Here is a 22936-nt window from a genome sequence, read left to right on the forward strand (position 1 = left end):
GAGATTGCCGCATGAAAAAAACGTGTTGTGCCCTGATCGCCCTGTTGCCGCTCACTGCTGTCGCTTATCCGATCGAGCTGGAAAAACAGTTCAACGGTGCCGAAGTGTCGGTCACAACCCAGGAAGTCGATCACAACATGGGCGCGCTGCTGCTCTACAACTACGGCCAGACCGAGGCGGAGTGCAAGGCGGTGTTCCGCAACGGACCCGAGGCGCCGCGCACCCGTAAAGTGCTGTTGGCGCCGGGGCAGAGCAGCAACCTGACCGTCAAATTCTCCCGCAGCATCATCAGGCTGCGCGTGCAGTTGACCTGCGGCTTGAAATAATCGCCTGATCATGGCTGCTGGCGATGCTAGTGCGATGAGTTTTATAAATCAATTTTATCGATAGGTAAAAGCGGTTATTTACGCTTTTTAATCGGCTGTCCTGCCTCTAGGCTTTGCTCCATCGACGTTAACCAACCCCCTCGATGGAGTAAGAACCATGTCCAATATTCTGGTAATAGAAAGCAGCGCTCGCCAGCAAGGCTCGGTTTCTCGCCTGCTCACCGAGCAATTCATCGCCCAGTGGCAAACTGCTCACCCGGCCGATCAAATCCAGGTGCGCGATCTGGCGGTCGAGCAAGTACCGCACCTGGACGCCAACCTGCTGGGTGGCTGGATGACCCCGGCCGAGCAACAGAGCAGCGCGGAGCAAAGCGCATTGCTCTTGTCCGACAAGCTCACCGCTGAGGTGCTGGCTGCCGATGTGCTGGTGCTGGCCGCGCCCATGTACAACTTCGCCATTCCCAGCACCCTGAAAGCCTGGCTGGATCATGTGCTGCGTGCCGGGGTTACCTTCAAATACACCGAAACCGGTCCGCAGGGTCTGCTCACGGGCAAGCGTGCGTTCGTCCTGACCGCCCGCGGCGGTATCTACGCCGGTGGCAGCATGGATCATCAGGAACCCTATCTGCGCCAGGCACTGGGCTTCATCGGCATTCACGATGTCAGTTTCATTCATGCCGAAGGCCTCAATCTGGGCGGCGAGTTCATGGACAAAGGTCTGGCAGCGGCCAGGGCGCAGTTGGCGCAAGTGGCCTAAAGTTCAAGTAACAGGCAGCTCCCTTGGCGTCCCTTTCCCTTGGCGTCCCTCCGCTCCTGGGACGCATATGTCCGGTCGATCGCTTTGGCGGTTGGCCGGTTTTTTTGGCTATGTCCCAATTATGTGTTGCATGCGCGATCTCTTGTCGGAGGGCCGCGTCTGTTCCTGACAGGCTAGCGGCATTTCCCACATCCATGTGGGTCACGCGCCCCGCGGCGAATGCAGCCCGCAGGGCTGCTTGCCCATCGTTTCGCGGTATAGCCAAAGCTCGCCCCGAGGTCGGGCCTCCTACGGATCGCAGGCCGTTCGCGCCTGGTGATACAACACCTAACGGGTACAGAGCTTTTTTTTCGGGTGGCTTGTGCGGCGATTGTCCGTAACCTCGCGACAGGCTAAGGTCGCCGGCTTGCTGCGAGGTGGTCATGCGTTATCTAGTGTTCGTGACCCTGTTATGGGCCTTTTCCTTCAGCCTGATCGGCGAGTACCTGGCCGGTCAGGTGGACAGTTATTTTGCCGTGCTGACGCGGGTGCTGATTGCCGGTCTGGTGTTTCTGCCCCTGACCCGCTGGCACGGCGTGGCGCCGGCGTTCATGCGCGGCATGTTGCTGATCGGCGCGTTGCAGTTCGGCGTCACCTACGTCTGCCTGTACCTGAGTTTCAGCGTGCTGACGGTGCCGGAAGTGCTGCTGTTCACCGTGCTCACGCCGTTGCACGTGACCCTGATCGAGGATGCCTTCAACCGACGCTTCAACCCCTGGGCCTTGCTCGCCGCCCTGGTTGCGGTGGCGGGCGCGGCGATCATTCGCTACGACCAGGTCGGCACGGACTTCTATGCCGGCTTCTTCCTGTTGCAAATCGCCAACGCCACCTTTGCCGCCGGACAGGTGCTGTACAAGCATCTGCTCGCTCGACACCCTTCGGACATCGCCCAGTACCGGCGCTTCGGCTACTTCTACCTGGGCGCGCTGGTTGTCGCCTTGCCGGCCTTTTTGCTGTTCGGTAACGCCGCACGGTTACCCAGCAGCGCCATCCAGTGGTGGGTTCTGGTCTGGCTCGGTATGGTGGCCTCCGGGCTGGGGCTTTACTGGTGGAACAAGGGCGCGAGCCTAGTCGATGGCGGCACCCTGGCGGTGATGAACAACGCCCTGGTGCCGGCGGGCCTGCTGGTCAATCTGCTGCTGTGGAACCGCGACGCCGACCTGTGGCGACTGAGCCTGGGTGGAGCGGTGATTGCCGGCTCCCTGCTGCTGATTCGGCTCGGCAGCCGGCCGCCACTGCTGGCCAAGGAGATGCGATGAAGCTGTCCGGGCGTGGCGTGGCGCTATCGATTGGTGCCTCGATGCTGTTTGCCCTGATTCCCGGCTATGTGCAGCAACTGGCGCCGCTGGACGGCGTGCAGGTGTTCGCCCAGCGAGTACTCTGGTCGATTCCGGCGGTGTTGCTGCTGGTCGCCGTGGCCCGGCAATGGACGGTGCTGGCCGTGGCCGTCGGCCGCCTGTGCCGTGAGCCGTTATTGCTGGCGGCCTTGCCGCTGGCGGCGGCATTACTTGGCGTGCAGTGGGCCTTGTTCGTCTGGGCGCCGCTGGCCGGGCACATGCTGGATGTGTCGCTGGGCTATTTTCTCCTGCCGTTGGCGATGGTATTGGCCGGGCGGGTGTTCTACGGCGAGCGTTTGCGTCCGTTGCAGCAGTTGGCGGTGTGCTGTGCCTTGCTCGGCGTGCTGCATGAGCTGTGGCGCCTGCAGGCGTTTTCCTGGGTCACCCTGGTGACCGCGCTGGGCTATCCGCCGTACTTCATGTTACGCCGCTGGATGCGCCTGGATGCCTTGTCCGGGTTTATTCTGGAAATGCTGGTGCTGGCGCCCCTCGCGGTCTGGCTGATCGTCGCCTGGGGGCCGGTGGCGCTGTTCGCCCAGGCGCCGCAGCTGTGGTGGCTGCTGCCCGGCCTGGGCCTGCTCGGCGCCCTGGCGTTTGCGGCGATGATGGCGTCCAGCCGGCTGTTGCCGTTGGGGCTGTTTGGCATTCTCAGCTATGTCGAGCCGGTGCTGTTGTTTCTGGTGGCGCTGCTGTTTCTCGGCGAAAGCTTCAATGCCGAGCAGTGGCTGACCTATCTGCCGATCTGGCTGGCGGTGCTGCTGGTCGGCTGGGACAGTGCGCGGCTGCTGATTAAGCAGCGGCGTATCTGACGGGAGGCGATATGCGGATCAATGCTGACCTGGGCGAGCGAGTGGCGCTCGATACCTCAACCATCGACTGGCAGGCCTCGCCGTTGCCGGGCGTCGAGCGGCGTCCGCTGGAGCGCTTTGCCGCGGAAAGCGGACGCGCCACCTCGATCGTGCGTTACGCGCCGGGTTCGCAGTTCAGTCGTCATCGGCACCCGGGCGGCGAGGAGATCCTGGTACTCGACGGCGTCTTTGCCGATGAACATGGCACCTACCCAGCCGGCTACTGGCTGAAGAATCCGCCCGGCAGCAGTCATGCGCCGTCCAGCTCCGACGGCTGCCTGTTGTTCGTCAAGCTGTGCTACCAGGCGCAGGAGGATCGAAGCACGCTGCGCATCGATACCCGTACCGCCGAGTGGCGCCCCGGCCTGGTCGCAGGCTTGAGTGTGTTGCCACTGGCCAGCTTCGCCACGGTGCACACGGCCTTGGTACGCTGGGCGCCGGGCACCGAGTTCCAGGCGCACCGGCATCTTGGCGGGGAGGAAATCCTGGTGCTGGAGGGAGTGTTCGAGGATGAGTTCGGCACTTACCCCGCCGGCACCTGGCTGCGCAACCCACATGGCTCAAGGCACACGCCGTTTTCCCGCGAGGGTTGCCTGATTTACGTAAAAGTCGGCCATCTTGCCGATGCGGGTGTAACCGATCAGTCCAGTACGTTTCTCAGCACTTCGTAGACGATGCCGCTGGCAATCGCCACCAGCACCACGTCGCTGCCGGCCTGCTTCCATTCGTAGCCGTCATAGCGCGGCAGTTGGCTGAGCACGCGGCCGTCGAAGTTCTTGGCGATACCGGGTGGCAGTGGTTTGCCGCGGGCCAGGTTCTTGGCGATGCCTGGCGGCAGTGAGCGGGCAGGGCCAAGCAGTTGCCGGTTGTCGCCCAGGACGATGCGTACGCGGCCGATATCGATGCTGGGGCCACTGAGGTGGACACCGATGTCGCCGTCATGGCCGGCACCATGCTTGTTATCGGCTTTCGGCGCGGCGAAAGCGCAATGCGTGGCCAAGGCGATGGCCAGGCCGCTACAGATCAGCAGGCTGCGAGACGAGTGGGACATGCAGTTCTCCGGCGTCTTGGGGGGGGGTGCCTGATTTGAGCGCTTTCATGGCGGTTTGTTCAAGTGCCGAGGTGGCTGCTCCGTGCAGGCCTGCACAAAGAAATTCGGCCGCAGCGCGGGAAACCGTTACGCTATGCAGCTGATTTCCGTTTTTCGTCGAGGTTACCCCCGTGTTTTCCCAATTCGCCCTGCATGAACGTCTGCTCAAAGCCGTGGCTGCGCTGAACTTTACCGAGCCCACCCCGGTGCAGCTGGCGGCTATTCCGCTGGCGTTGCAAGGGCAGGATTTGCGGGTGACGGCGCAGACCGGCAGCGGCAAGACGGCGGCCTTCGTCCTGCCGATGCTCAACCGCCTGTTGGGCGATGGTGCCTCCTCGCCGCGCATGAGCGTGCGCGCGATGATCATGCTGCCCACCCGTGAGCTGGCCCAGCAAACCCTCAAAGAAGTCGAGCGTTTCGCCCAGTTCACCTTCCTCAAGGCCGGTTTGATCACCGGTGGCGAGGATTTCAAGATGCAGGCCGCGATGCTGCGCCGGGTCGACATCCTGATCGGCACGCCGGGTCGTCTGATCGAGCACGCCAACGCCGGCAACCTGCTGCTCGATGAAGTGGAAGTGCTGGTGCTCGACGAAGCCGATCGCATGCTCGACATGGGCTTTGCCGAGGACGTGCAGCGTCTGAGCGAGCTGTGCAATGCCGCGCGCCAGACCCTGCTGTTCTCCGCGACCAGCGGCGGTGCGGGCCTGCGCGAGATCGTCGCCAAGGTACTCAAGGAACCGCAGCACCTGCAGCTCAACCGCGTCAGCCAGCTCAACGAAGGCACGCGCCAGCAGATCATCACCGCCGACCACAACCATCACAAGGAACGCCTGGTCGAGTGGCTGCTGGCCAACGAAACCTACGGGAAGGCGATCATCTTCACCAATACCCGGGTGCAGGCCGACCGTCTGTATGGCAAGTTGGTGGCCCACGATTTCAAGGTGTTCGTGCTGCACGGCGAGAAGGACCAGAAGGATCGCAAGCTGGCCATCGACCGCCTCAAGCAGGGCGCGGTGAAAATCCTGGTGGCCACCGATGTGGCGGCGCGCGGCTTGGATGTCGACGGCCTGGATCTGGTGATCAACTTCGACATGCCGCGTTCGGGTGACGAGTACGTGCACCGCATCGGCCGTACCGGCCGCGCCGGTGCCGAAGGTCTGGCGATTTCGCTGATCTGCCACAACGACTGGGCCCTGATGTCGAGCATCGAACGCTACCTCAAGCAGCGTTTCGAGCGGCGCAACATCAAGGATCTGAAAGGCATCTACCAGGGGCCGAAGAACCTCAAGGCGTCCGGCAAGGCGGTCGGGCCGAAGAAGAAAAAGGTCGATCCCAAGACCGGCAAGAAGCTGGCGGCGAAGAAGCCGGCCGCCAAGGCGCCGAGCAAGCGCAATACCATCAACAAACCCAAGGCCGCGGCGCCTGAGCTGGTCAGCCAGGATGGCCTGGCGCCGCTCAAACGCCGCAAGCCTGCGCCTGCGGCGGAATAAGCCAGCGTTGCCTCATCCGACACATGACTTGGGCATAGCCAATCGCTGGTGATCCACGCGACCACTTGGTTATACCGCTCACTAACAGTAGCCGGCTATGCTGCACTTCTGCTGAACTAAGGAGGGCTGGCATGCAATGGATGTGGGGGATGGCGCTGCTCTGGTTCAGCCTCATGACTGTGGCTGAACCCTTGCGCCTGGGTATCGGAACGCACAAGCCGCCTTATGTGTTCCAGGGTGAAGCCCGAGGTCTGGAGTACGAGATAGTGGCGGCTGCCGCAGAGCACGCCGGCTTTACCGTGCAAGTCTCTTATGCGCCGATGGAGCGCCTGCATCTGTTGCTGCGCCGTGGCGAGATCGACGCCATTGCCACCACCAACGAGCAGAGCGGTATCGCGGCCTTCTATTCCGAGCCGCATATCTACTACCAGAACGTCGCGGTGGCATTGCGTGCGCGTAACTACCAGATCACGCGGATTGCCGATCTGGGGCGGTACTCGGTCAGCGCCTTTCAACGTGCACGCTTTTTGCTCGGCAGTGAGTTTCAGCGGATGGCGCTGAACAATCCGCGCTATCGCGAAGAGGCGCGGCAGATCGCGCGTAACCGCTTGCTCTATAGCGGGCGGATCGAGGTGGTGGTGGCCGATATGCGGATCCTGCGCTATCTCAATCGTGAGGTGCTCGATCAGGTCGATGTCAGCCAACCCCTCAGCGAATATCGGATCTTCGCGGCTACGCCCTATCAGGTCGGGTTTTGTCGTGAGGCTCAGCGCGACCGTTTCAATCAGGGGCTGGCGGCCATTCGCGCGAATGGTGAGTACCGCGCAATCGAGCGTCGTTATGCGATGTATTGAGTTGGACAGCTAAGCTCTCTGGACTGAACGCCGGGCTGCGCGGTTGCATGATTCGAGCCTTGCGCCGCGCCGCTGCCCGGCCCTGAACCCGCGGAGGAGAGAACCATGCTGCGCACACGCATGCCGGCGATTCTGGGTTTGGCTGCCGTGCTGATATCAACACTGGCTGCCGCGCAGACCCGCGAATTTCCCAGCGAGCAGGGCACCCTGCAGGTCAAACAACTGGTCGCGGGTCTGGAACATCCCTGGAGCATGGCCTTTCTGCCGGATCGACACGGCCTGCTGGTCAGCGAGCGGCCCGGGCGTTTGCGCCTGATCAGCTTGCAAGGCGAACTGTCCGAACCGCTCGCGGGGGTGCCGGCGGTCTATGCCAGAGGCCAGGGCGGGTTGCTCGATGTGGCGTTGTCGCCTGACTTTGCCAGGGATCGTCTGGTTTATCTGTCCTATGCCGAGGCTGGCGATGGTGAGTACGCCGGCACTGCCGTCGGGCGCGGCAGGTTGTCGCCGGATCAACGCAAGCTGCAAGGTTTCGAGGTGATTTTCCGGCAGCTGCCGAAACTCTCCAGCGGCCTGCACTTCGGTTCGCGGTTGGTGTTCGACCGCGACGGCTATCTGTTCATCGCCCTGGGCGAAAACAACCAGCGTTCGACCGCGCAGGATCTCGACAAGCTGCAAGGCAAGGTGGTGCGCCTGCACCCGGACGGCAAAGTACCGCACGACAACCCCTTTGTCGGCCAGCCTGGCGCCCGAGCGGAAATCTGGTCTTACGGCCATCGCAACCAGCAAGGCGCTGCACTCAATCCCTGGACCGGGCAGCTGTGGACCCACGAGCATGGCCCGCGCGGCGGCGATGAGATCAACATCCCGCAAGCCGGCAAGAACTACGGCTGGCCGCTCGCCACCCATGGGCTCAACTATTCGTTCCTGCCGATTCCGGAAGCCCGGGGCAAGACGGTCGCCGGAACCGAACCGCCGCACTATGTATGGGGGAAATCGCCGGCGATCAGCGGCATGGCGTTCTATGACGGCGAGCGTTTCCCCGCCTGGCGGGGCAACCTGTTCATCGGTGCACTGGCCGGGCAGGCGCTGATTCGCCTGGAGTTGCGCGGCGATCGGGTGGTGCACGAGGAGCGTCTGCTGGAGCAGCTTGGCGCGCGCATCCGCGATGTGCGCCAGGGGCCGGATGGCTACCTCTATGTGCTGACCGACGCCGGTAACGGCCAGTTGCTGCGCCTGGCCCTGCTGCCGCAGTGAGCGCCGGCTTGGCCTGCTCCCTGGGGTTTTCGCTGTCTTGGTTGCTCCGGATCGGCAACGGCTTGGGCTCCAGCGGCTTACTGGTCACGGCAGCCAATGGCTGGATAGGCGCACAGATATTGCGCCGGTGTTGCCAGCGATGCTTAACGGCAACGCCGAAACCACCGCGAAGAGCGGCCCGACCTGATTCTGAAACATGCGTGTGCTCACCGCCAGTGGTGGCAGTTCAAGGCACTGAAATAGCGGGGGAATGGAGCGGGGTGCCCAGCGCTTTGCTCGATCGAGCAAAGCGCTGCAGGGCTAAGGTGGCGGTCGGCTACTTCTTGCCGATGGTGATCTGCTTGGAAGCACCATATACCTGACCGCTGACACCTTTGGCGATCTGCTGGATTTCACCGCCAGAGTTCAAGAAGGCCGCAATTTGCGCATCGATCGAGGCGCTGGTTTCGACGGCAGGAGCTGGCTTGGGCTTGCTGTTTGATGCTTTAACGCGCATGGCGGCCATTAACCTGTTTAAAAATTAATTTGGCCGCCGATTGTACATGAACGGCTTGACAATTGCTTGATAAATAACGTTAGGCATTCGAGTGGCCTCCTGTAAGCGGTGCTGGCAGGTGATCGGATAATATTCGTAAACCCTCAATAAGCCGTTGTTTTGTCAGGCGCGCACGGGGGAAATGAGCCGTCGGCAAGCACCCAGTGAAGACGACTGCCACTGGTCGGAACCGCGCGCAGTACACTGGCGAGTGCCTGGCGCTCATGCGTCGCCGTCGAGAAACCAGGCTGTAACTCAGGTAGAATCAGCGGCTCGCAACGAGGGTAGGGCACCATGGCTGTAATTGGACGAATGAATAGTTTGCAGGTGGTGAAGCACACCGACTTTGGCCTGTATTTGGATGGCGGCGCGGATGGCGAAATATTGCTGCCCAAGCGCTATATTCCCAAAGACTCGCCCAGCGAGGTGGAGGACTGGCTGAATGTATTCATTTACCTGGACAGTGACGACAAGTTAATTGCCACCACAGAAAAACCGAAAGTGCAGGTCGGCCAATTCGCCAGCCTGAAAGTGGTGGATATCAACCGTGTCGGCTTATTCCTTGATTGGGGCTTGCCGAAAGATCTGTTATTGCCCCATTCGGAAGAAAAGCGGCCGCTGCAAGTCGGCGACTACTGCGTGGTCTACGTGTTTGTCGACAAGCGCAGCAAGCGTATTACCGCCACTGCGCGCCTCGATCGTTACCTGGACACCGTGCCGGCCACCTACGCGGCCGGTCAAGAGGTCGACTTGTTGGTGGTCGAGTCCACCGATATGGGCTTCAAGGCGATCATCAACGGCAAGCATTGGGGGCTGATCCACAAGAACGAACTGTTCAAGTTCGTGCGCAGCGGCATGCAGGAGAAGGGCTTCATCAAGGAAGTGCGCGCCGACGGTAAGCTCAGCCTGAGCTTGCAGGCCGTTGGCCAGGAGGCGGCGAGCAGTCTGGGCGAGCAGATCCTGGCCAAGCTGCGCGAGCACGATGGCGTGCTGCCCCTCAATGACAAGAGTTCGCCCGAGGCCATCAGCGCATTGTTTCGCGTCAGCAAAGGCAACTTCAAGAAGGCCATCGGCGGATTGTACAAGCAGGGGCGGATCGTGATTCACGACGACCGCATCGAGCTGGCCGCCAAGTAATGGCGTCCACCCGGCAGCAACGGGCTGCCGGGTGCTGTTCTGGCAGCGGTTGGTCGAGGTGGGCGGCGGGTGCTGGCTTTTTCAAAACCTGCTTGAGCGCCCAGCAACTCCATTGAATAATGCCCAGGAATTTTGCCGTTGTAGCTCAGTTGGTAGAGCACGTCATTCGTAATGATGGGGTCGGGGGTTCGATTCCTCTCAACGGCACCACCGAATTCAAGGCCTGCAGCGATGCGGGCCTTTTTCGTATAGGGGACGGGCTAGCATCGCGGGCGTGGTTGGGCATGTGAGTCGTGCAAAGATTTATTTGTGTGACAGGCGTTCAGCTAAGTCGGCTGGAAGCACGGCTATACACCTTGCCCCTTTCCCGCTTACCGACAGCGATAACCGCTACCACTAGACGGTTATCGATCACTTCATAGACCAAGCGGTAGCCTATGGAGCGGAGTTTTATCTTGTAGCAGTTGGGTAGATCACGCAGCTTGTCGGCTTCCACCCTGGGGCTTGCAATACGCTCCTTGAGCTTCTTGGCAAATTGCAGGCGGATGGTGCTGTCCAGCTTTCCCCACTCTTTTAGCGCCTGCTCGTTGAATTCCAGGGCGTACTTAGTTGTTTCCGGCTCCGCCGGCTTCTGCGATGAGGTCATCAATCTCTACTCGGACGGTAGGTTCACCACGCCGCGCACGCACGATTTCAGCCAGTCGCAGATCGTCAATGAGCTCCAACATTGCTTCGTAGCGTGCTGGAGGCACCGCATAGAAGGCTGGCTCGTTTCGATTGAGGATCACAACTGTTTCGCCGGCACCTTCGCGGATGGTACCCATAGGATCTTTTTTAAGGTCTGTCACCGACGCCGCAACGTCAGCCAGCACCGCATAAGTCATCGCCATATCCACCTGTTCTCGCTATTCGCGCTATCTATCTGGTTGCCTGAGCTATCCGTATGGCCGAGCCGTCTGAGCTATCTGTATTGAGCTGATCTGGGCTGTCTGATGTGGCCTAGCTATCTTGATTAAGAACTTCTCTTCGTAAGGTCATCTGTGCGAACACGGGGTTAAGCGAGTACAGAGTAGCACCCTAAAAATCACCTTGGAAAGCACCATTTATAGGTTCTTTAAAGGCGCCAACACAACGAGATCTACCTGCGCATGTACCCAGCTCAAGCCGCTGTACCAGAGCATTCGCGAGATTACCGGCTACCCGGCGTGACCCCCGGCCCTGATTGTTTTCATGCGGTACATGGGAACGATCAAGCCCTGCGCCAGCGGCTACAGGGTTTGTGTTGATCCCCTATGGCGCTTTCGGTGAGTTTTTTTGGCGGGATCGGACAGTGTCCGGGCCGGAGCCGGTTGTTAGGCTCGGCACCACTGCTGATTCATCCAATAAGAGCGAGAACCGATGAAGTTGCCGTTTGTGGTTGTGCTGCTGGGGTTGTGGGGGTTCGCGTCCGGGGCGTGGGCCTGGTCGAACCACACCGTGGGCAGCTACCTGGCGTTGCAGGACGTTGCTGCTTTGCGCGACGCCCCCGAACTGACGGTCGAACCGCTGGAGCAGTTTCTCGGCCAGGAGCACGCAGGCCTGGTGACGTTGCTGCGGGAACAGGAAACCTTCGCCCGCCGGCACTTCCCCGATTACCCGCCGCGCCCCGACAATCTGGCCCTGACCGATGCGCCCGCCGCCGACCTGCGCCGGGCCTTTCTCATGGCCTTGCGCGTCAACCCGCAGATCCATCTGGCGCTGATGTTCCAGCCCATGCCGGGGCAGGATCAACCGCAGCGTGCCCATCTCAAACCTCAAGAGGTGATGGTCGAACAGACGATTTCGCCCTGGTCGACCCAGCGTTTCATCAGCCTGGCAGCGGGCGACAAAGTCGCCCCCCTGGCGGTGCTGGCGACCGCCGCAGATGAGCCGGACTACGGCCATGACATCAACCTGTTCAGTGACAACCCTGGCGAGGCCGGCGCGCTCTATGGCTTTGGCGTGCAATCGTTCGGCGACGAGCGTTTCGAGTACAGCTCCCAGGCGCCCTTCCATATCGGTTTTTTCCACGAAAGCGCGGTGGTGTATGCCGGGGCGCCGTTCCTGCAGCGCAGTTGGCCGGACTGGCGCGCGTATCAGTATTTAGACCTGGCGCGGTTCGCCTTCGCCACCGGCCATCCCTACTGGGGTTACCGCTTTCTCGGCTGGGGCCTGCACTACGTCCAAGATCTGACCCAGCCCTACCACGCCACGCCGCTGCCGGGTGCGGATCTGGCGAGCATGTTGCTGATGGAAGGCAAGGCCCTGGCCGGATTCGACGCCGACAAAAACGCGGCCATCGAGCGCGTTGCCACCCGCCATATCGAAGTCGAGAAATACCAGGCCGCGTGGCTTGAGCAAGTGCTGCGCGCCAAGGTTGCGCTCCCGATGCTCGCGGCCTATGCCGACGCCGCGCAGGATGCCACCTATCCGCCTTACACCGAGCGTTATCTGCGCGATGTGGTGTCCGCCGAATCCAACGCCCAGGCCGCCGCTTTTGACCAGGCCATCGGCCAATGGCTGGCCGTTTCCGGCGGGGTCGGGGACTTCAGCCAGGGCAATGACTTGAAGCGCGAAAACTATCAGCACGAACCGTTGAACAGCCAATTGGTTGGGCTGCTGCGGCACATGGGCGCCCACAGCCGAAACTTCGTCAAGGCCGGCACCGCTGCGGCCCAGGACGCTCAACTCGATTAACCGGGAGATAACAATAATGACGATCCGTTTGCGGCGACAGGGCGGTACGGGCTTGGGTTTACTGGGGCTGCTGTGCGCAGGCCATGGAGTTCAGCGTGCTGGGTAACGAAGTCAAAGGCTCGTTCGACAGCACCTTGTCTTATGGTCAGTGTGGTTGGGGAGCTGAGCCGTTCTAGCGTTGTTTGCCCCATAGCTGCTCCAGACGCTTGTCTCGGCCGCAGCCGTTACGGTAATAGGCATAACGCAGCGGGTTCTTCTGATGATAATCCTGGTGATAGCCTTCGGCCGGATAGAAGGTGGTCGCTGGCAATAGCTCGGTGACTATGGGTTGCTGGAAGCGCCCGGAGGCTTGCAGGGCGGCTTTCGAGGCGTCGGCCTGGGCCTTTTCTTCAGGCGTGCTGTAGAAGATTGCGCTGCGGTATTGCGAACCATGATCGCAGAATTGGGCGTTCGGGGTCAGTGGGTCGATGGTCGGCCAGTAAGCCTCCAGCAGCTTGGCGTAGCTGGTTTTACGCGGGTCAAAATGCACCTGCACCGCTTCGATATGACCGCTGCCGCCTGCCGAAACCTGTTCATAGCTGGGGTTCTCCAAGCTGCCGCCGATATAGCCTGAGGTGGTCGAGAGTACGCCTGGCAACTTGTCGAAATCCGCCTCGGTACACCAGAAGCAGCCACCGGCGAAGACGGCCACGGCTTGTTCGGCTTGGCCCTCGTTGGCATGGGTTAGCGCTTTTGCTGCTTGGGCCGTGGTTGCTCCGCAGACCGCCAGCAACGCGCCGAATAACAGGCCGGCGGCGACGAACGGCGCGCGCTTGAAGTGCGCAAATTGGTGGATGGGCATACTCAGCTCCTGAGTGCGGGCAAGGTTTCACCCTGGGGAATGAAGTGCAACGCTACGCCGTTGTTGCACCAGCGTTCGCCGCGAGGCGGCGGGCCGTCGTCGAACAGATGGCCCTGGTGTCCCCCACAGCGGGCGCAGTGGTATTCGGTGCGCGGGAAGATCAGCTTGAAATCACGCTTGAATCCGGTGTGGCCGGCAATCGCCTGGGTGAAACTGGGCCAGCCGGTGCCACTTTCGTATTTGTGCTGGCTGTCGAACAGAGGCCAATAGCAGGCGGCGCAGATATAGGTGCCGGCGCGTTTTTCCTGGTTGAAGGGGCTGCTGCCTGCCCGTTCGGTAGCCTCTTCGAATAGCACCGCATAGGCCTCTGGCGACAGCAGTTCGCGCCATTCACTGTGTGCTTTTTCCAGCGGCACGACAGTCGCGGCCTGGCTGAACGGTGCATGGCTGGCGAGTAGGGGCAGGGTGGGCAATAAGGCCACGCCCTGGAGGAATGAACGACGTTTCATGGCTGCTCTCTGCACACGGATGTATTCAATAGACTGGCGGAGAGCCGACTTGTTACAGCTGCTGGATCCTGTCTGCGGCGAGGCCGGTGTTCTATTGTGTGGGCAGTTGCTCTGCACCATCGATGAGGGTGCGATTGCGCCCGGCGCTCTTGGCCTGATACAGGCACTGGTCGGCGCGTTCCAGCCAGGATTGCCAATCCTCGCCGCTACGCAGGATGGCGCCGCCGATCGATACGGTCACAGGCCCGCCGGGGCCTGGTAGACCTTGCGCAATCTGCTGTTGCAGGTGAGTGGCCGCCGCGATCAGGCCGCGCTCGTCGGTGTTGGGTAAGAGCAGAAGGAATTCTTCGCCGCCGAAGCGAAACAGGCGATTCTCCTGACGTGAGCAACGTTTGATCAGCTCGACGAAGGCTACCAGCACCTGATCGCCGGCCTGGTGACCGAAGTTGTCGTTGATCTGTTTGAAGTGATCCAGATCCATCACCAGTACGCCATAGCTGTTGCCGTGCCGGCGATGGATGGATATGGCGATTTTCAGCTCTTCATTCATCGCCCGGCGATTGCGCGCGCCAGTCAGCGGATCCTGGGTCGCCAGGATCTGCAACTGGTTACGCTGGCTGTGGGTGCGGTAGGCGAAGATGAACGCCATGGCACTGGCCAACATGCCGGTGACCAGGAACGACACCATCTGGTAGCTGCTTTCGAATACCGTGCCCGGTACCAGCAGTGCATAGCCGACCAGGGTCGACAGCACCAGTATCGTGGCCGCTGCGGCTTTCCCCGGGGAGACCATGAAGAAGTTGAAGAGGATCAGTGGGTAAATCCAGAACAGCCCGTTGACCCCCAGGTTGATGGCGATCAGCGTCGCGCCTAGCGAGAAAATGATCGCCAGATAGATGCCGGGTTTGATCGTATCGCCAGTGCGCCAGGCGTAGAGCACGGCACACACAGTGGAGAGCACGATGGTGGTGTCGGCGGCGCTGACCAGGTAATTGCCTTCCGCCAGCCGATACACGGCATAGGGCGAGATGCCCATGATGCCGAACAGGCTCATCAGGGTAATGATGGAAAGCTGGAAGTCGTTGCGCAGCCGCTTGAGCAGTCGTGAGGTTAGTCTGGCCATGAGCGGCTCTTGTCTTTGTTATGGGGTAAGGATGCAGAGCTTTGCCTGAACCTGGCAAGAGTGGAAGCTGAACAAACTGCCAGCATTTGCGCCAAACTGGTGAATAGTGTGGATCTGCCTGGCGCTACAGTGGATCGTGTGGCTGCTAACGGCACAGGGAAATCAGGTTTCTCTTGCGCTGATAACGCGACAGTCGTTCGGCGAGTGCCGTGGGTAGGTCGGTGCAGGGGATAAAGCCCAGGTTTTCATAGAACCTCGTCAATTCGGGATGACAGAACAACCAGACCGGTTCGCTGGTATGTGCCAGGGCCCGCTCAATCAATTGGCGTGCCAGTCCCTGGCGACGTTGGCTCGGCGCCACGAACAGGCCGCTAAGCCAATACCCCTGTGCCATGGGGCGCAGGCACAGGGCGGCGACGATCGCCGAGTGTTGTGCGACCCATACCTGGGCCTGGCGGTCAGCACGGATAGGTGAGCGATGCGCGCGATAGAACGCATCCACCAGCGGTTGCAGTGGGGCAGGAAGGGCGCGGTAGTGCAGATCGTGCATGGCGGGTTAGCAGGCCGTTGAAAGATGTAGGCGAGGCAGCCAAGGCCAGGCAAAAGTGGCCGAAACGCAGCGTGGCGGAGTTTACGCGGTGTCAATGTGCATTTTGAGGCCATTTTCAACGCCGTATTGGCAACGCAGGAGGGTGTTTTTCAACGGCCCGTTAATGCCGGTTCCGTCATGGTTGCGTTCGATCCCGGCTTGGCCTTAATCGCGCTCAGCGTTGCAAGGCTACATGCATATTGCCGTATTTTGTAAACGCCCTCGAAGGTGTTGCACGCAAAGTGCTTCGCTTCTGATCGATGGGCCGGTTGTTAGGATAATTCCGGCTCGGCGAGGTGCAAGGTGGCTGCTGTTTGCAGGCAGTCGGTGTGACATGGCGTTTGCCGGTTGTCGTTGTCCACCGAGTGGCGCGCCGCTTGTGGCCACGCCTATCCACGGCAACGGCTGGGTTGCAAGCGTTCGGCCGCCCGCTTGGCGCCCATGCGCTGCGCGGCGGCGAGCGGCGTCAGGCCGTTGCTGTCCTGGCTGCTGGGGTTGGCGCCGTGCTTCAGCAATAGGTCGACCACTGCGGCGTGATCGAACATCGCGGCCATCATCAGGGCGGTCTTGCCATCGGGCATGGCGCCTTCCACATCCGCCCCCTGTTCCAGCAGCACCTGCAGCATCGCCAGGTTGCCTTTGAAGGCTGCACCGGCCAGAGGGGTCTGGCCATTGTCGTTACGCATGTTCGGGTCGGCTTTGTGGGCCAGCAATACCTGCACGGCCTCGAGGTGACCGTGATAGCTGGCGAGCATCAGCAAACTGTCCCCTTTGTGGTTACGCAGGTTGGCCGGCAGGCCCTGTTCAAGCATGGCTCCCAGGGTTTCGGCGTCACCGTTGCGGGCCAGATCGAAAACCTTCTGGGCAAAGGCCAGGGTGTCATCGTCCAGCGGGGTTTCGCGGGTGCTGTCTTGTGGCAACTGTAGGCTCATGGAACCCTCCTCGAAAGCAGTCGGTCAGCATCGCAATGCCGGTGTCGGCAGCATAGCGTCGATGACCCGCGAGGATCGATTGGCATTCTTGATTGGGGCCATACGGGAGATGCCCGCGCGGGAGCTGGTCATGCCGCCGCCTCGAGCCAGGGTCAAGAAATGCTAGCGGCGTCGAGCGGGCAGGGGCGGCGGTTTGCGGGTACTACTTTTGCCCGTTCGTGCCCGTGGAAAAGGCGTTGATCTGACCAAAAGGTGCGCTGTGCATGTCGACCTTTACTGCCATCAATGGCGAGTTGTTGACCCAGATGTTGTCGATCACGATGGTTTTGCCGATGTCTTCATTGTCCGCCGCCACCAGCAGGTAATAAGTACCATCTTCCGGCGCCTCGCCATCCCAGCCCAGGCTGATTTGGCCGACTACGGCGGTGGCGCGCGAGGGTTGGCTGGCGATCACCGTGCCGTAGGCGTCGAGCAACAGTGCGCGCGGTTTGAGGGCGAATTTGTTGAGATCCAGGCAGGCGTTATGGCATAGCGAATTGACGTTGAGCGCATAGCGCTCGCCCTTTCTCAGCTGCAGGGAGAACACCCGGTAATTGGAGATCGAGCTGCCAAAGTCAAGGCGCGGCTGATCCGCTCCGATCTGCCAGGTTGGCGGCAGCAGTCCGGGATTCAGCGGGAGGGGGATCGCTTGGACATTATGGATGGCTTCGAGATTGCTCTTGGCGATCGGGCCATGTGCCGAGCGCACAGAGTCTTCATAGGTCGACTGCGGGTAGCGGGCGCAGGCGCCGAGCAACAGGCAGCAGGCCAGGGTGATTAGTAGGCGCAAAATAACAACTCCTCGGTGACAGCGTCCTTGTGTGCCCATAACGCGTTCCTAGCGCGACGGCCGGGTATTCTACTCGCTTCGACCAATCCTGGGTGTGATCGATGCCCTGGGTTCGATTGACGCTGCGCATTATAGACCAGTCTTGTCGACCCCGGCGGCTGAAGGCTCGCTGCGCTGGTCATGCCCCTGTAGTGAGCAGCTCACACGCCGCTACGTGAACGCTGAGCTTGCGGCCGATTTCTGCCTAACCGTCGCTCGCCACATGTTGCAACGGCCTGCTACAGCCGGCCTTCACGGCGCAGACGGCGCAGCACCCAGTGGCGGTAGCACCAGGACAATAGCGGTTTGAGGCCGGGCAGGCCGAGCAGCCAGGCGAGTGGGCGCAGGGCGGAGGTGCGTGACATCAGCAGGATGTAGGCATCCAGCTCGCGGTGGATGCGGCCTTGCGCGTCTTCGACGTGGAGTTCGGTCAGTGCCAGGTACGGGTCGATGCCGGCGGCATGCAGCTGATCTTGCTTGCCGGTGATATCCACCCACTCCACGCTGTCGTCGTCGCTGCGCGTGCGGAGCTTTTCATAGCGGCGCCGGTCGGCCACGCAGCGCGGGCAGGCGCCGTCGTAATAAACCTTGAGCTTGGCCATGGGCTGGGCCTGCTTGCGTGAGGGTACCCGCAGTTTAGACGAGAAGCGCGCGCCCCTCGCCAGTACGGCGAAGGGCGCGCTGGTTTAGATCAGCTCGGCCCACATGTCATATTCGTCGGCGTCGACTATGCGTACACGTACCTTGTCGCCGGGTTTGACCGCGGTGCTGGCGATAAACACGCTGCCGTCGATTTCCGGGGCGTCGGCGTAGCAGCGGGCGACGGCGCCCTGGTCGTCGACTTCGTCGATCAGTACCTCGAGCTCCTTGCCGACTTTCAACTGCAGGCGTGCGGTGCTAATGGCCTGTTGATGCGCCATGAAGCGATCCCAGCGTTCCTGCTTGATAGCGTCCGGCACCGGGTTATCCAGCAAATTGGCCGATGCGCCGTCCACCGGCGAGTACTGGAAGCAGCCGACGCGGTCGAGCTGGGCTTCGCTCAGCCAGTCGAGCAGGTACTGGAAGTCTTCCTCGGTTTCGCCGGGGAAGCCGACGATAAAGGTCGAGCGGATGGTCAGTTCCGGGCAGATCTCGCGCCAGGCCTTGATCCGTGCCAGGGTCTTGTCTTCGAAAGCCGGGCGCTTCATGGCCTTGAGTACTTTCGGGCTGGCGTGCTGGAAGGGGATGTCCAGGTAGGGCAGCAGCTTGCCGGCGGCCATCAGCGGGATCAGCTCGTCGACGTGCGGGTAGGGGTAGACGTAGTGCAGGCGCACCCACACGCCCATGCTCGACAGCGCCTCGCAGAGCTCGGTCATGCGGGTTTTCACCGGCTGGCCGTTCCAGAAGTCGGTCTTGTACTTCAGGTCGACGCCGTAGGCGCTGGTGTCCTGGCTGATTACCAGCAGCTCCTTGACCCCGGCCTTGACCAGGCGCTCGGCCTCGCTGAGCACCTCGCCGACCGGGCGGCTGACCAGCTTGCCGCGCATCGAAGGGATGATGCAGAAGCTGCAGCTATGGTTGCAGCCCTCGGAAATCTTCAGGTAGGCATAGTGGCGCGGAGTCAGCTTGATGCCCTGCGGCGGCACCAGGTCGATCAGCGGATTGTGCGCGGTCGAGGGCGGCACCACGTCATGCACGGCGTTGAGCACCTGCTCGTACTGTTGCGGGCCGCTCACCGACAGCACGCTGGGGTGGACGTTGCGGATCGCGCCTTCTTCCACGCCCATGCAGCCGGTGACGATGACCTTGCCGTTTTCGGCGATGGCTTCGCCGATCACTTCCAGCGATTCGGCCTTGGCGCTGTCGATGAAGCCGCAGGTGTTGACCACCACCACATCGGCGTCCTGATAGGTCGGCACGACCTCATAACCTTCCATGCGCAACTGGGTCAGGATGCGTTCGGAATCGACCAGGGCCTTCGGGCACCCGAGTGAAACAAATCCGACTTTCGGCGTGGCGGTGGTGGACATGCGGCGAACCTCAGGCTTTGAAGGATGGGCGCTGGAGGCGCCTCTGATCAAAAAGTGCGCAATTCTAGCGGCGGCTCGCAAACTTGGCCAGTACTCTTGAACCGGCGCGGCAATTCGGCGGGCACGGGCAGTGGATTCGCCAGAAAAATTCTGCGCTGTTGCATGGGGCGTGGACGGCGAGATGCTGCTGCGTCGAACTCCCGCTGGCGCGATCCGGGGGGCGGTATTACTTGCGGCTGGGCAGCATCATCCGCAGGGCGTTGTCGCGGCGTACGTAATGATGAAACAGCCCGGCTGCCGCATGCAGGCCAATCAGCCAGTAGCCGGCTTCGGCGATTCGTACGTGCCAGTGTTCCAATTGCTTGGCGAGGGCATGATCCTTGCCGAGCAGTGCTGGCAGTTCCAGGCCGAAGAACGGGATCGGCTTGGCTTCGGCGCTGAGGAGCAGCCAGCCCAGCAGTGGGGCGCCGATCATCAGCAGGTAGAGCGCCAGGTGCATCAGCTTGGCCAGCTTCGTCTGCGCTGTATGCGGGGCCGGCTGAATCAAGGGTGTAGGGGCGATTGCCCGTGTCAGGATGCGCAGCCAGACCAGCGCCAGGATCGACAGCCCGAGCATGAAATGCAGTTGCTTCATCAGCGCGCGGCCATCACTGCCTTTGGGGAATAGGCCGCGGTACTCCATGGTGAAGTAGACCGTAGCAATCAGCAGTAGCATCAGCCAGTGCAGGCCGATCGGCAGCTTGCCGTAACGGCAGGTGGTGTTTTTCCAGGTCATGGTGGGGCGGCTCCGGTGCGCTTGATTCAACACGCGCCCAGCTTAAGGGGCGAACCTTAAGCGTTGCTGAACAGAGCCCCTTTTTTTAGCCACAAACAAAAAGGCCACTCGATTGAGTGGCCTTTTTGAGTATCTGGTTGCGGGAGCAGGATTTGAACCTACGACCTTCGGGTTATGAGCCCGACGAGCTACCAGACTGCTCCATCCCGCGCCGGCAATTCTATCCGAATGCATGTTCTTGTCAATCGATTTATTCTTTTCAATCAATTGGCTTAATGAGTGTTGCAAGCGCACAAACGAAAAAGGCCACTCGATTGAGTGGCCTTTCCGGAAAACTGGTTGCGGGAGCAGGATTTGAACCTACGACCTTCGGGTTATGAGCCCGACGAGCTACCAGACTGCTCCATCCCGCGCCGACAATTCTAACGCCAAAAAAACGGCTGTCAACTCTTGTCTTGAGGAAAACTATTGTTTGTTCAGGTGCTTAGCGTTGTGCTGGGGCTTGACCCTGGTGTCAGGTTCGGTCAGTCGTGGCGTGGCCGGGCCTGACATTGGGCGAGTGGGGGCCGGATCGGTCTGTTCTGTGGTGCCTGGCGCCGGCCGATGATCGCTGGCGTAGCCCATCAACGCGCTGTTGGGCTAGAGTCGGCGGTTATTCAGATGGAGAATGACGATGAGACTCGAGTGTAAAGCCTGCGGTACGCCGCTACCGAGCCAAGCCACGACCTGCCCGGCCTGCGGCGCCGCAGTGCCGAAGAAGATGAAATTGCTGCCGCTGGCGGCCTTCATGCTGATCGTCATCCTGGTGATCCAGGCTTATATGAACAAAGAGTCCGGATCCGAGGCGGTCGAGCCGGCGCCAACGGTCAATGCTGCGCAGTAGCGGCTGCTGAATTGACGACTGCGAACTATGAGTGTCAGAAAAATCATCCACGTTGACTGCGATTGCTTCTATGCCGCCATCGAGATGCGTGACGACCCGAGCCTGGCCGGCAAGCCGTTGGCGGTGGGGGGCGCTGCCGATCGGCGCGGGGTGATCGCCACTTGCAATTACGAGGCCCGCGCCTATGGGGTGCGCTCGGCGATGGCCTCCGGGCATGCGCTGAAGCTGTGCCCGGAGTTGCTGATCGTCAAGCCGCGGATGGATGCCTATAAGGCGGTTTCGCACGAGATTCAGGCGATCTTGCGCGAATACACCGAGCTGATCGAGCCGTTGTCGCTGGATGAAGCCTATCTGGACGTTTCGCACAGCCCGCACTTTGCCGGCAGCGCCACGCGTATTGCCCAGGACATTCGTCGGCGGGTTTCGCAGGAGTTGCACATCACCGTTTCGGCGGGTGTGGCACCGAACAAGTTTCTGGCCAAAATTGCCAGCGACTGGCAAAAACCCAACGGCTTGTTCGTGATCACCCCGGATCGGGTCGAGGCGTTCGTGGCGGTCTTGCCGGTGAGTAAATTGCACGGGGTCGGCAAGGTGACCGCCGACAAGCTGGCGCGGCGCGGCATTCACACCTGCGCCGAGTTGCGCGAGTGGAACAAGCTGGGTCTGGTGAAAGAGTTCGGCAGTTTCGGTGAGCGCCTCTGGGGGTTGGCTCGCGGCATCGACGAGCGTGCAGTGCAGACCGACAGTCGCCGGCAAACGGTCAGCGTGGAAACCACTTACGATCAGGATCTGCCGAATCTATCGGCTTGCCTGGCGCAACTGCCGCAGTTGCTGGACGAGTTGGCGACCCGCATGGCACGGCTGGATGCCAGTTATCGGCCGGACAAGCCCTTCGTCAAGATCAAGTTCCACGACTTTACCCAGACCACCCTGGAACAGGCCGGTGCGCGGCGTGACCTGGACAGTTACAAGCTGCTGCTGAGCGCCGCCTTCGCGCGCGGCAACAAGGCGGTGCGCTTGTTGGGGGTCGGCGTGCGCCTGCACGATCTGCGTGGGCGGCATGAGCAGTTGGAGTTGTTTGCCCGTTGAGGTCGCGCCGCGGATGCAGATCCGCCCATGCTTCATGCGGCATACGTAGCGCAACGCTGCAGCGGGCGCTTGGCGGCGAGAGGCTTTTTACAGCCTCTCAGCCTTGTTCCGGCCACAAGCGCAGCGGTTTGCCTTGTGCTGGCCACAGACGCAGTTGCTCGATCGGCGAGACATCCCAGCGTTGCAGCTTGCCCAGGCTGTCGAGGAAGCGCGCTTCTTGTTCCATCAGCGCCGGGGCGCAGACTTTTCGGGTGCTGCCGGCGGCGGCGAAGCTGAGGCGCTCACCGTCCAACTGGTAGCTGGCGAACCAGTGGTTGCAGCCGGCGTTGCCGTAGGCGCGGCCGTCCGCGCCGAAGGTAATGGTCAGGTGGCTGCGGTCGATCAGCGGGCGTTCGCCGATCCATTCCACTCGATAGGTGCGCTCGGGCTCAAGTTGCAGTGGTGCGTTGGCGCAGCCGAGCAGACTGGCGCTTAGCAGGCCGAGGGCGAGGGCGCGTTTCATGGGGCGTCCTTTCGGCATTGCGGGCACTGCTGGCGGCCGTTCTGGCTGCGCCAGCCTAGCTCGTTGATTCGGGCTGCGGCTGCCGGTGCCTGGGCTTTCTTGCCCAGCGCGGCATCGACGGCGAACTCGAAGTCGAGTTGTGCGCCGCAGTCGTCGCATTTGACCTGCCACTTGAATATCGCCAATTCGCCGAAAACCGGGCCTTTGGCGACTGCCACCCATTGCCCGGGCGGGTTGATCAGGTGGCGCACCTTCTCGACCTCCAGGCGCATGCTCAACTCGCGGCTGCCTTTGAGGGTGACCAGCAGGCTGTCGCCGCTGTGCATCGAGCCGCCGTTGCCGGTGACCTGGTAGCGGCCCGGCGCCAGGGCGCGGCATTCGGTCAGGGTGTGCTCAGGGTTGAGCAGGTTGTAGCGAAAGTCGTGTTCGGCCAT

27 protein-coding genes, 3 tRNA genes and 1 pseudogene are annotated in these 22936 nt (G+C 61.4%); 14 read left to right on the forward strand and 17 right to left on the reverse strand.

What is annotated here, in order from left to right:
- Positions 1 to 11: 11 nt before the first annotated feature.
- The 5 genes from P8H27_RS10820 (at position 12) to P8H27_RS10840 (ending at position 3978) form a co-directional block, all read left to right on the forward strand.
- Entirely contained in the window at positions 12 to 326 is a 315-nt protein-coding gene (locus P8H27_RS10820; protein WP_289637417.1) for a 3-phosphoglycerate kinase, read from the forward strand.
- Between the two features lie 157 nt (positions 327 to 483).
- Entirely contained in the window at positions 484 to 1083 is a 600-nt protein-coding gene (locus tag P8H27_RS10825) for an FMN-dependent NADH-azoreductase (protein ID WP_289637419.1), read from the forward strand.
- Positions 1084 to 1505: 422 nt separating this feature from the next.
- The gene (locus P8H27_RS10830) at positions 1506 to 2381 is read left to right on the forward strand and encodes a carboxylate/amino acid/amine transporter (RefSeq protein ID WP_289637421.1); all 876 of its coding nucleotides are present in this window, start codon (positions 1506 to 1508) and stop codon (positions 2379 to 2381) included.
- A complete protein-coding gene (rarD, locus tag P8H27_RS10835) occupies positions 2378 to 3268 on the forward strand; it encodes an EamA family transporter RarD (protein ID WP_289637422.1) in 891 nt (296 codons plus the stop codon). Before P8H27_RS10830 ends, rarD begins: the two co-directional genes overlap by 4 nt.
- An 11-nt stretch (positions 3269 to 3279) precedes the next feature.
- Positions 3280 to 3978, forward strand: a complete 699-nt coding sequence (locus P8H27_RS10840; protein ID WP_289637423.1) for a cupin domain-containing protein — start codon at positions 3280 to 3282, stop codon at positions 3976 to 3978.
- On the opposite strand, the gene P8H27_RS10845 is transcribed toward P8H27_RS10840, so the two are convergent.
- A complete protein-coding gene (locus P8H27_RS10845) occupies positions 3948 to 4358 on the reverse strand; it encodes an anti-virulence regulator CigR family protein (protein WP_289637425.1) in 411 nt (136 codons plus the stop codon). The two genes, P8H27_RS10840 and P8H27_RS10845, sit on opposite strands and share 31 nt — an antisense overlap.
- Before the next feature lie 170 nt (positions 4359 to 4528).
- On the opposite strand from P8H27_RS10845, the gene P8H27_RS10850 reads away from it, so the two are divergent.
- The 3 genes from P8H27_RS10850 to P8H27_RS10860 all read left to right on the forward strand — a co-directional run bounded on the left by P8H27_RS10850 (position 4529) and on the right by P8H27_RS10860 (position 7995).
- Positions 4529 to 5887 carry a DEAD/DEAH box helicase gene (locus tag P8H27_RS10850; RefSeq protein ID WP_289637427.1) on the forward strand — a complete coding sequence of 453 codons (1359 nt, stop codon included), beginning with the start codon at positions 4529 to 4531 and terminating at the stop codon, positions 5885 to 5887.
- Between the two features lie 131 nt (positions 5888 to 6018).
- The gene (locus tag P8H27_RS10855; RefSeq protein ID WP_289637429.1) at positions 6019 to 6741 is read left to right on the forward strand and encodes an ABC transporter substrate-binding protein; all 723 of its coding nucleotides are present in this window, start codon (positions 6019 to 6021) and stop codon (positions 6739 to 6741) included.
- A 120-nt stretch (positions 6742 to 6861) separates the two neighbouring features.
- A complete protein-coding gene (locus P8H27_RS10860; RefSeq protein ID WP_289637614.1) occupies positions 6862 to 7995 on the forward strand; it encodes a PQQ-dependent sugar dehydrogenase in 1134 nt (377 codons plus the stop codon).
- A 316-nt stretch (positions 7996 to 8311) separates the two neighbouring features.
- On the opposite strand, the gene P8H27_RS10865 is transcribed toward P8H27_RS10860, so the two are convergent.
- Complete coding sequence (locus P8H27_RS10865) at positions 8312 to 8500, reverse strand: hypothetical protein (RefSeq protein ID WP_170862154.1); 189 nt, start codon at positions 8498 to 8500, stop codon at positions 8312 to 8314.
- A 324-nt stretch (positions 8501 to 8824) separates the two neighbouring features.
- Here P8H27_RS10865 and P8H27_RS10870 point away from each other — a divergent pair, with 324 nt between their 5' ends.
- Both P8H27_RS10870 and P8H27_RS10875 read left to right on the forward strand, forming a co-directional pair.
- Entirely contained in the window at positions 8825 to 9667 is an 843-nt protein-coding gene (locus P8H27_RS10870) for a S1 RNA-binding domain-containing protein (RefSeq protein ID WP_289637432.1), read from the forward strand.
- 134 nt (positions 9668 to 9801) lie between these two features.
- Positions 9802 to 9877: transfer RNA gene (locus P8H27_RS10875), tRNA-Thr, on the forward strand.
- Between the two features lie 112 nt (positions 9878 to 9989).
- Here the strand turns inward: P8H27_RS10875 and P8H27_RS10880 are convergent.
- Positions 9990 to 10313: a type II toxin-antitoxin system RelE/ParE family toxin gene (locus P8H27_RS10880; protein ID WP_289637434.1), complete on the reverse strand. Its 324-nt coding sequence runs from the start codon at positions 10311 to 10313 to the stop codon at positions 9990 to 9992.
- On the reverse strand, positions 10273 to 10551 hold the full coding sequence (locus P8H27_RS10885; RefSeq protein ID WP_289637435.1) for a type II toxin-antitoxin system Phd/YefM family antitoxin: 279 nt from the start codon (positions 10549 to 10551) through the stop codon (positions 10273 to 10275). The genes P8H27_RS10880 and P8H27_RS10885 overlap by 41 nt, the downstream gene beginning before the upstream one ends.
- A 246-nt stretch (positions 10552 to 10797) precedes the next feature.
- On the opposite strand from P8H27_RS10885, the pseudogene P8H27_RS20655 reads away from it, so the two are divergent.
- Positions 10798 to 10876 (forward strand): annotated as a pseudogene (locus P8H27_RS20655) (hypothetical protein); the annotation flags it as partial.
- 189 nt (positions 10877 to 11065) lie between these two features.
- Positions 11066 to 12382: a phospholipase gene (locus tag P8H27_RS10890; RefSeq protein ID WP_289637437.1), complete on the forward strand. Its 1317-nt coding sequence runs from the start codon at positions 11066 to 11068 to the stop codon at positions 12380 to 12382.
- 172 nt (positions 12383 to 12554) lie between these two features.
- On the opposite strand, the gene msrA is transcribed toward P8H27_RS10890, so the two are convergent.
- The 11 genes from msrA to P8H27_RS10945 all read right to left on the reverse strand — a co-directional run bounded on the left by msrA (position 12555) and on the right by P8H27_RS10945 (position 20441).
- The gene (msrA, locus tag P8H27_RS10895; RefSeq protein ID WP_289637439.1) at positions 12555 to 13223 is read right to left on the reverse strand and encodes a peptide-methionine (S)-S-oxide reductase MsrA; all 669 of its coding nucleotides are present in this window, start codon (positions 13221 to 13223) and stop codon (positions 12555 to 12557) included.
- Between the two features lie 2 nt (positions 13224 to 13225).
- The gene (gene msrB, locus P8H27_RS10900; RefSeq protein WP_289637441.1) at positions 13226 to 13732 is read right to left on the reverse strand and encodes a peptide-methionine (R)-S-oxide reductase MsrB; all 507 of its coding nucleotides are present in this window, start codon (positions 13730 to 13732) and stop codon (positions 13226 to 13228) included.
- Positions 13733 to 13823: 91 nt separating this feature from the next.
- A complete protein-coding gene (locus P8H27_RS10905) occupies positions 13824 to 14855 on the reverse strand; it encodes a diguanylate cyclase (protein ID WP_289637443.1) in 1032 nt (343 codons plus the stop codon).
- Between the two features lie 145 nt (positions 14856 to 15000).
- Positions 15001 to 15405, reverse strand: coding sequence for a GNAT family N-acetyltransferase (locus P8H27_RS10910; RefSeq protein WP_289637446.1), 405 nt, complete (start codon positions 15403 to 15405; stop codon positions 15001 to 15003).
- 428 nt (positions 15406 to 15833) lie between these two features.
- Positions 15834 to 16376, reverse strand: a complete 543-nt coding sequence (locus tag P8H27_RS10915; protein WP_289637448.1) for an ankyrin repeat domain-containing protein — start codon at positions 16374 to 16376, stop codon at positions 15834 to 15836.
- A gap of 202 nt (positions 16377 to 16578) precedes the next feature.
- Entirely contained in the window at positions 16579 to 17205 is a 627-nt protein-coding gene (locus tag P8H27_RS10920) for a hypothetical protein (RefSeq protein WP_289637450.1), read from the reverse strand.
- Between the two features lie 278 nt (positions 17206 to 17483).
- Positions 17484 to 17846, reverse strand: a complete 363-nt coding sequence (locus tag P8H27_RS10925; protein WP_289637452.1) for a DCC1-like thiol-disulfide oxidoreductase family protein — start codon at positions 17844 to 17846, stop codon at positions 17484 to 17486.
- 84 nt (positions 17847 to 17930) lie between these two features.
- On the reverse strand, positions 17931 to 19253 hold the full coding sequence (gene rimO, locus P8H27_RS10930) for a 30S ribosomal protein S12 methylthiotransferase RimO (protein WP_289637454.1): 1323 nt from the start codon (positions 19251 to 19253) through the stop codon (positions 17931 to 17933).
- 226 nt (positions 19254 to 19479) lie between these two features.
- Complete coding sequence (locus P8H27_RS10935; protein WP_289637456.1) at positions 19480 to 20028, reverse strand: cytochrome b; 549 nt, start codon at positions 20026 to 20028, stop codon at positions 19480 to 19482.
- 134 nt (positions 20029 to 20162) lie between these two features.
- A tRNA-Met gene (locus P8H27_RS10940) sits at positions 20163 to 20239 on the reverse strand.
- 125 nt (positions 20240 to 20364) lie between these two features.
- Positions 20365 to 20441, reverse strand: a tRNA-Met gene (locus P8H27_RS10945).
- A gap of 260 nt (positions 20442 to 20701) precedes the next feature.
- Between P8H27_RS10945 and P8H27_RS10950 the strand changes: the two genes are divergently transcribed.
- Both P8H27_RS10950 and dinB read left to right on the forward strand, forming a co-directional pair.
- Positions 20702 to 20911: a hypothetical protein gene (locus P8H27_RS10950; RefSeq protein WP_289637457.1), complete on the forward strand. Its 210-nt coding sequence runs from the start codon at positions 20702 to 20704 to the stop codon at positions 20909 to 20911.
- Between the two features lie 27 nt (positions 20912 to 20938).
- Entirely contained in the window at positions 20939 to 22000 is a 1062-nt protein-coding gene (gene dinB / locus P8H27_RS10955) for a DNA polymerase IV (protein WP_289637458.1), read from the forward strand.
- Positions 22001 to 22097: 97 nt separating this feature from the next.
- Here the strand turns inward: dinB and P8H27_RS10960 are convergent, their stop codons facing one another.
- Together P8H27_RS10960 and P8H27_RS10965 are read right to left on the reverse strand one after the other, a co-directional pair.
- Entirely contained in the window at positions 22098 to 22502 is a 405-nt protein-coding gene (locus P8H27_RS10960; protein WP_289637460.1) for an META domain-containing protein, read from the reverse strand.
- Entirely contained in the window at positions 22499 to 22936 is a 438-nt protein-coding gene (locus tag P8H27_RS10965) for a hypothetical protein (RefSeq protein WP_289637461.1), read from the reverse strand. The genes P8H27_RS10960 and P8H27_RS10965 overlap by 4 nt, the downstream gene beginning before the upstream one ends.

The organism is Pseudomonas sp. sp1636, assembly GCF_030376615.1.
Lineage (GTDB): Bacteria > Pseudomonadota > Gammaproteobacteria > Pseudomonadales > Pseudomonadaceae > Aquipseudomonas.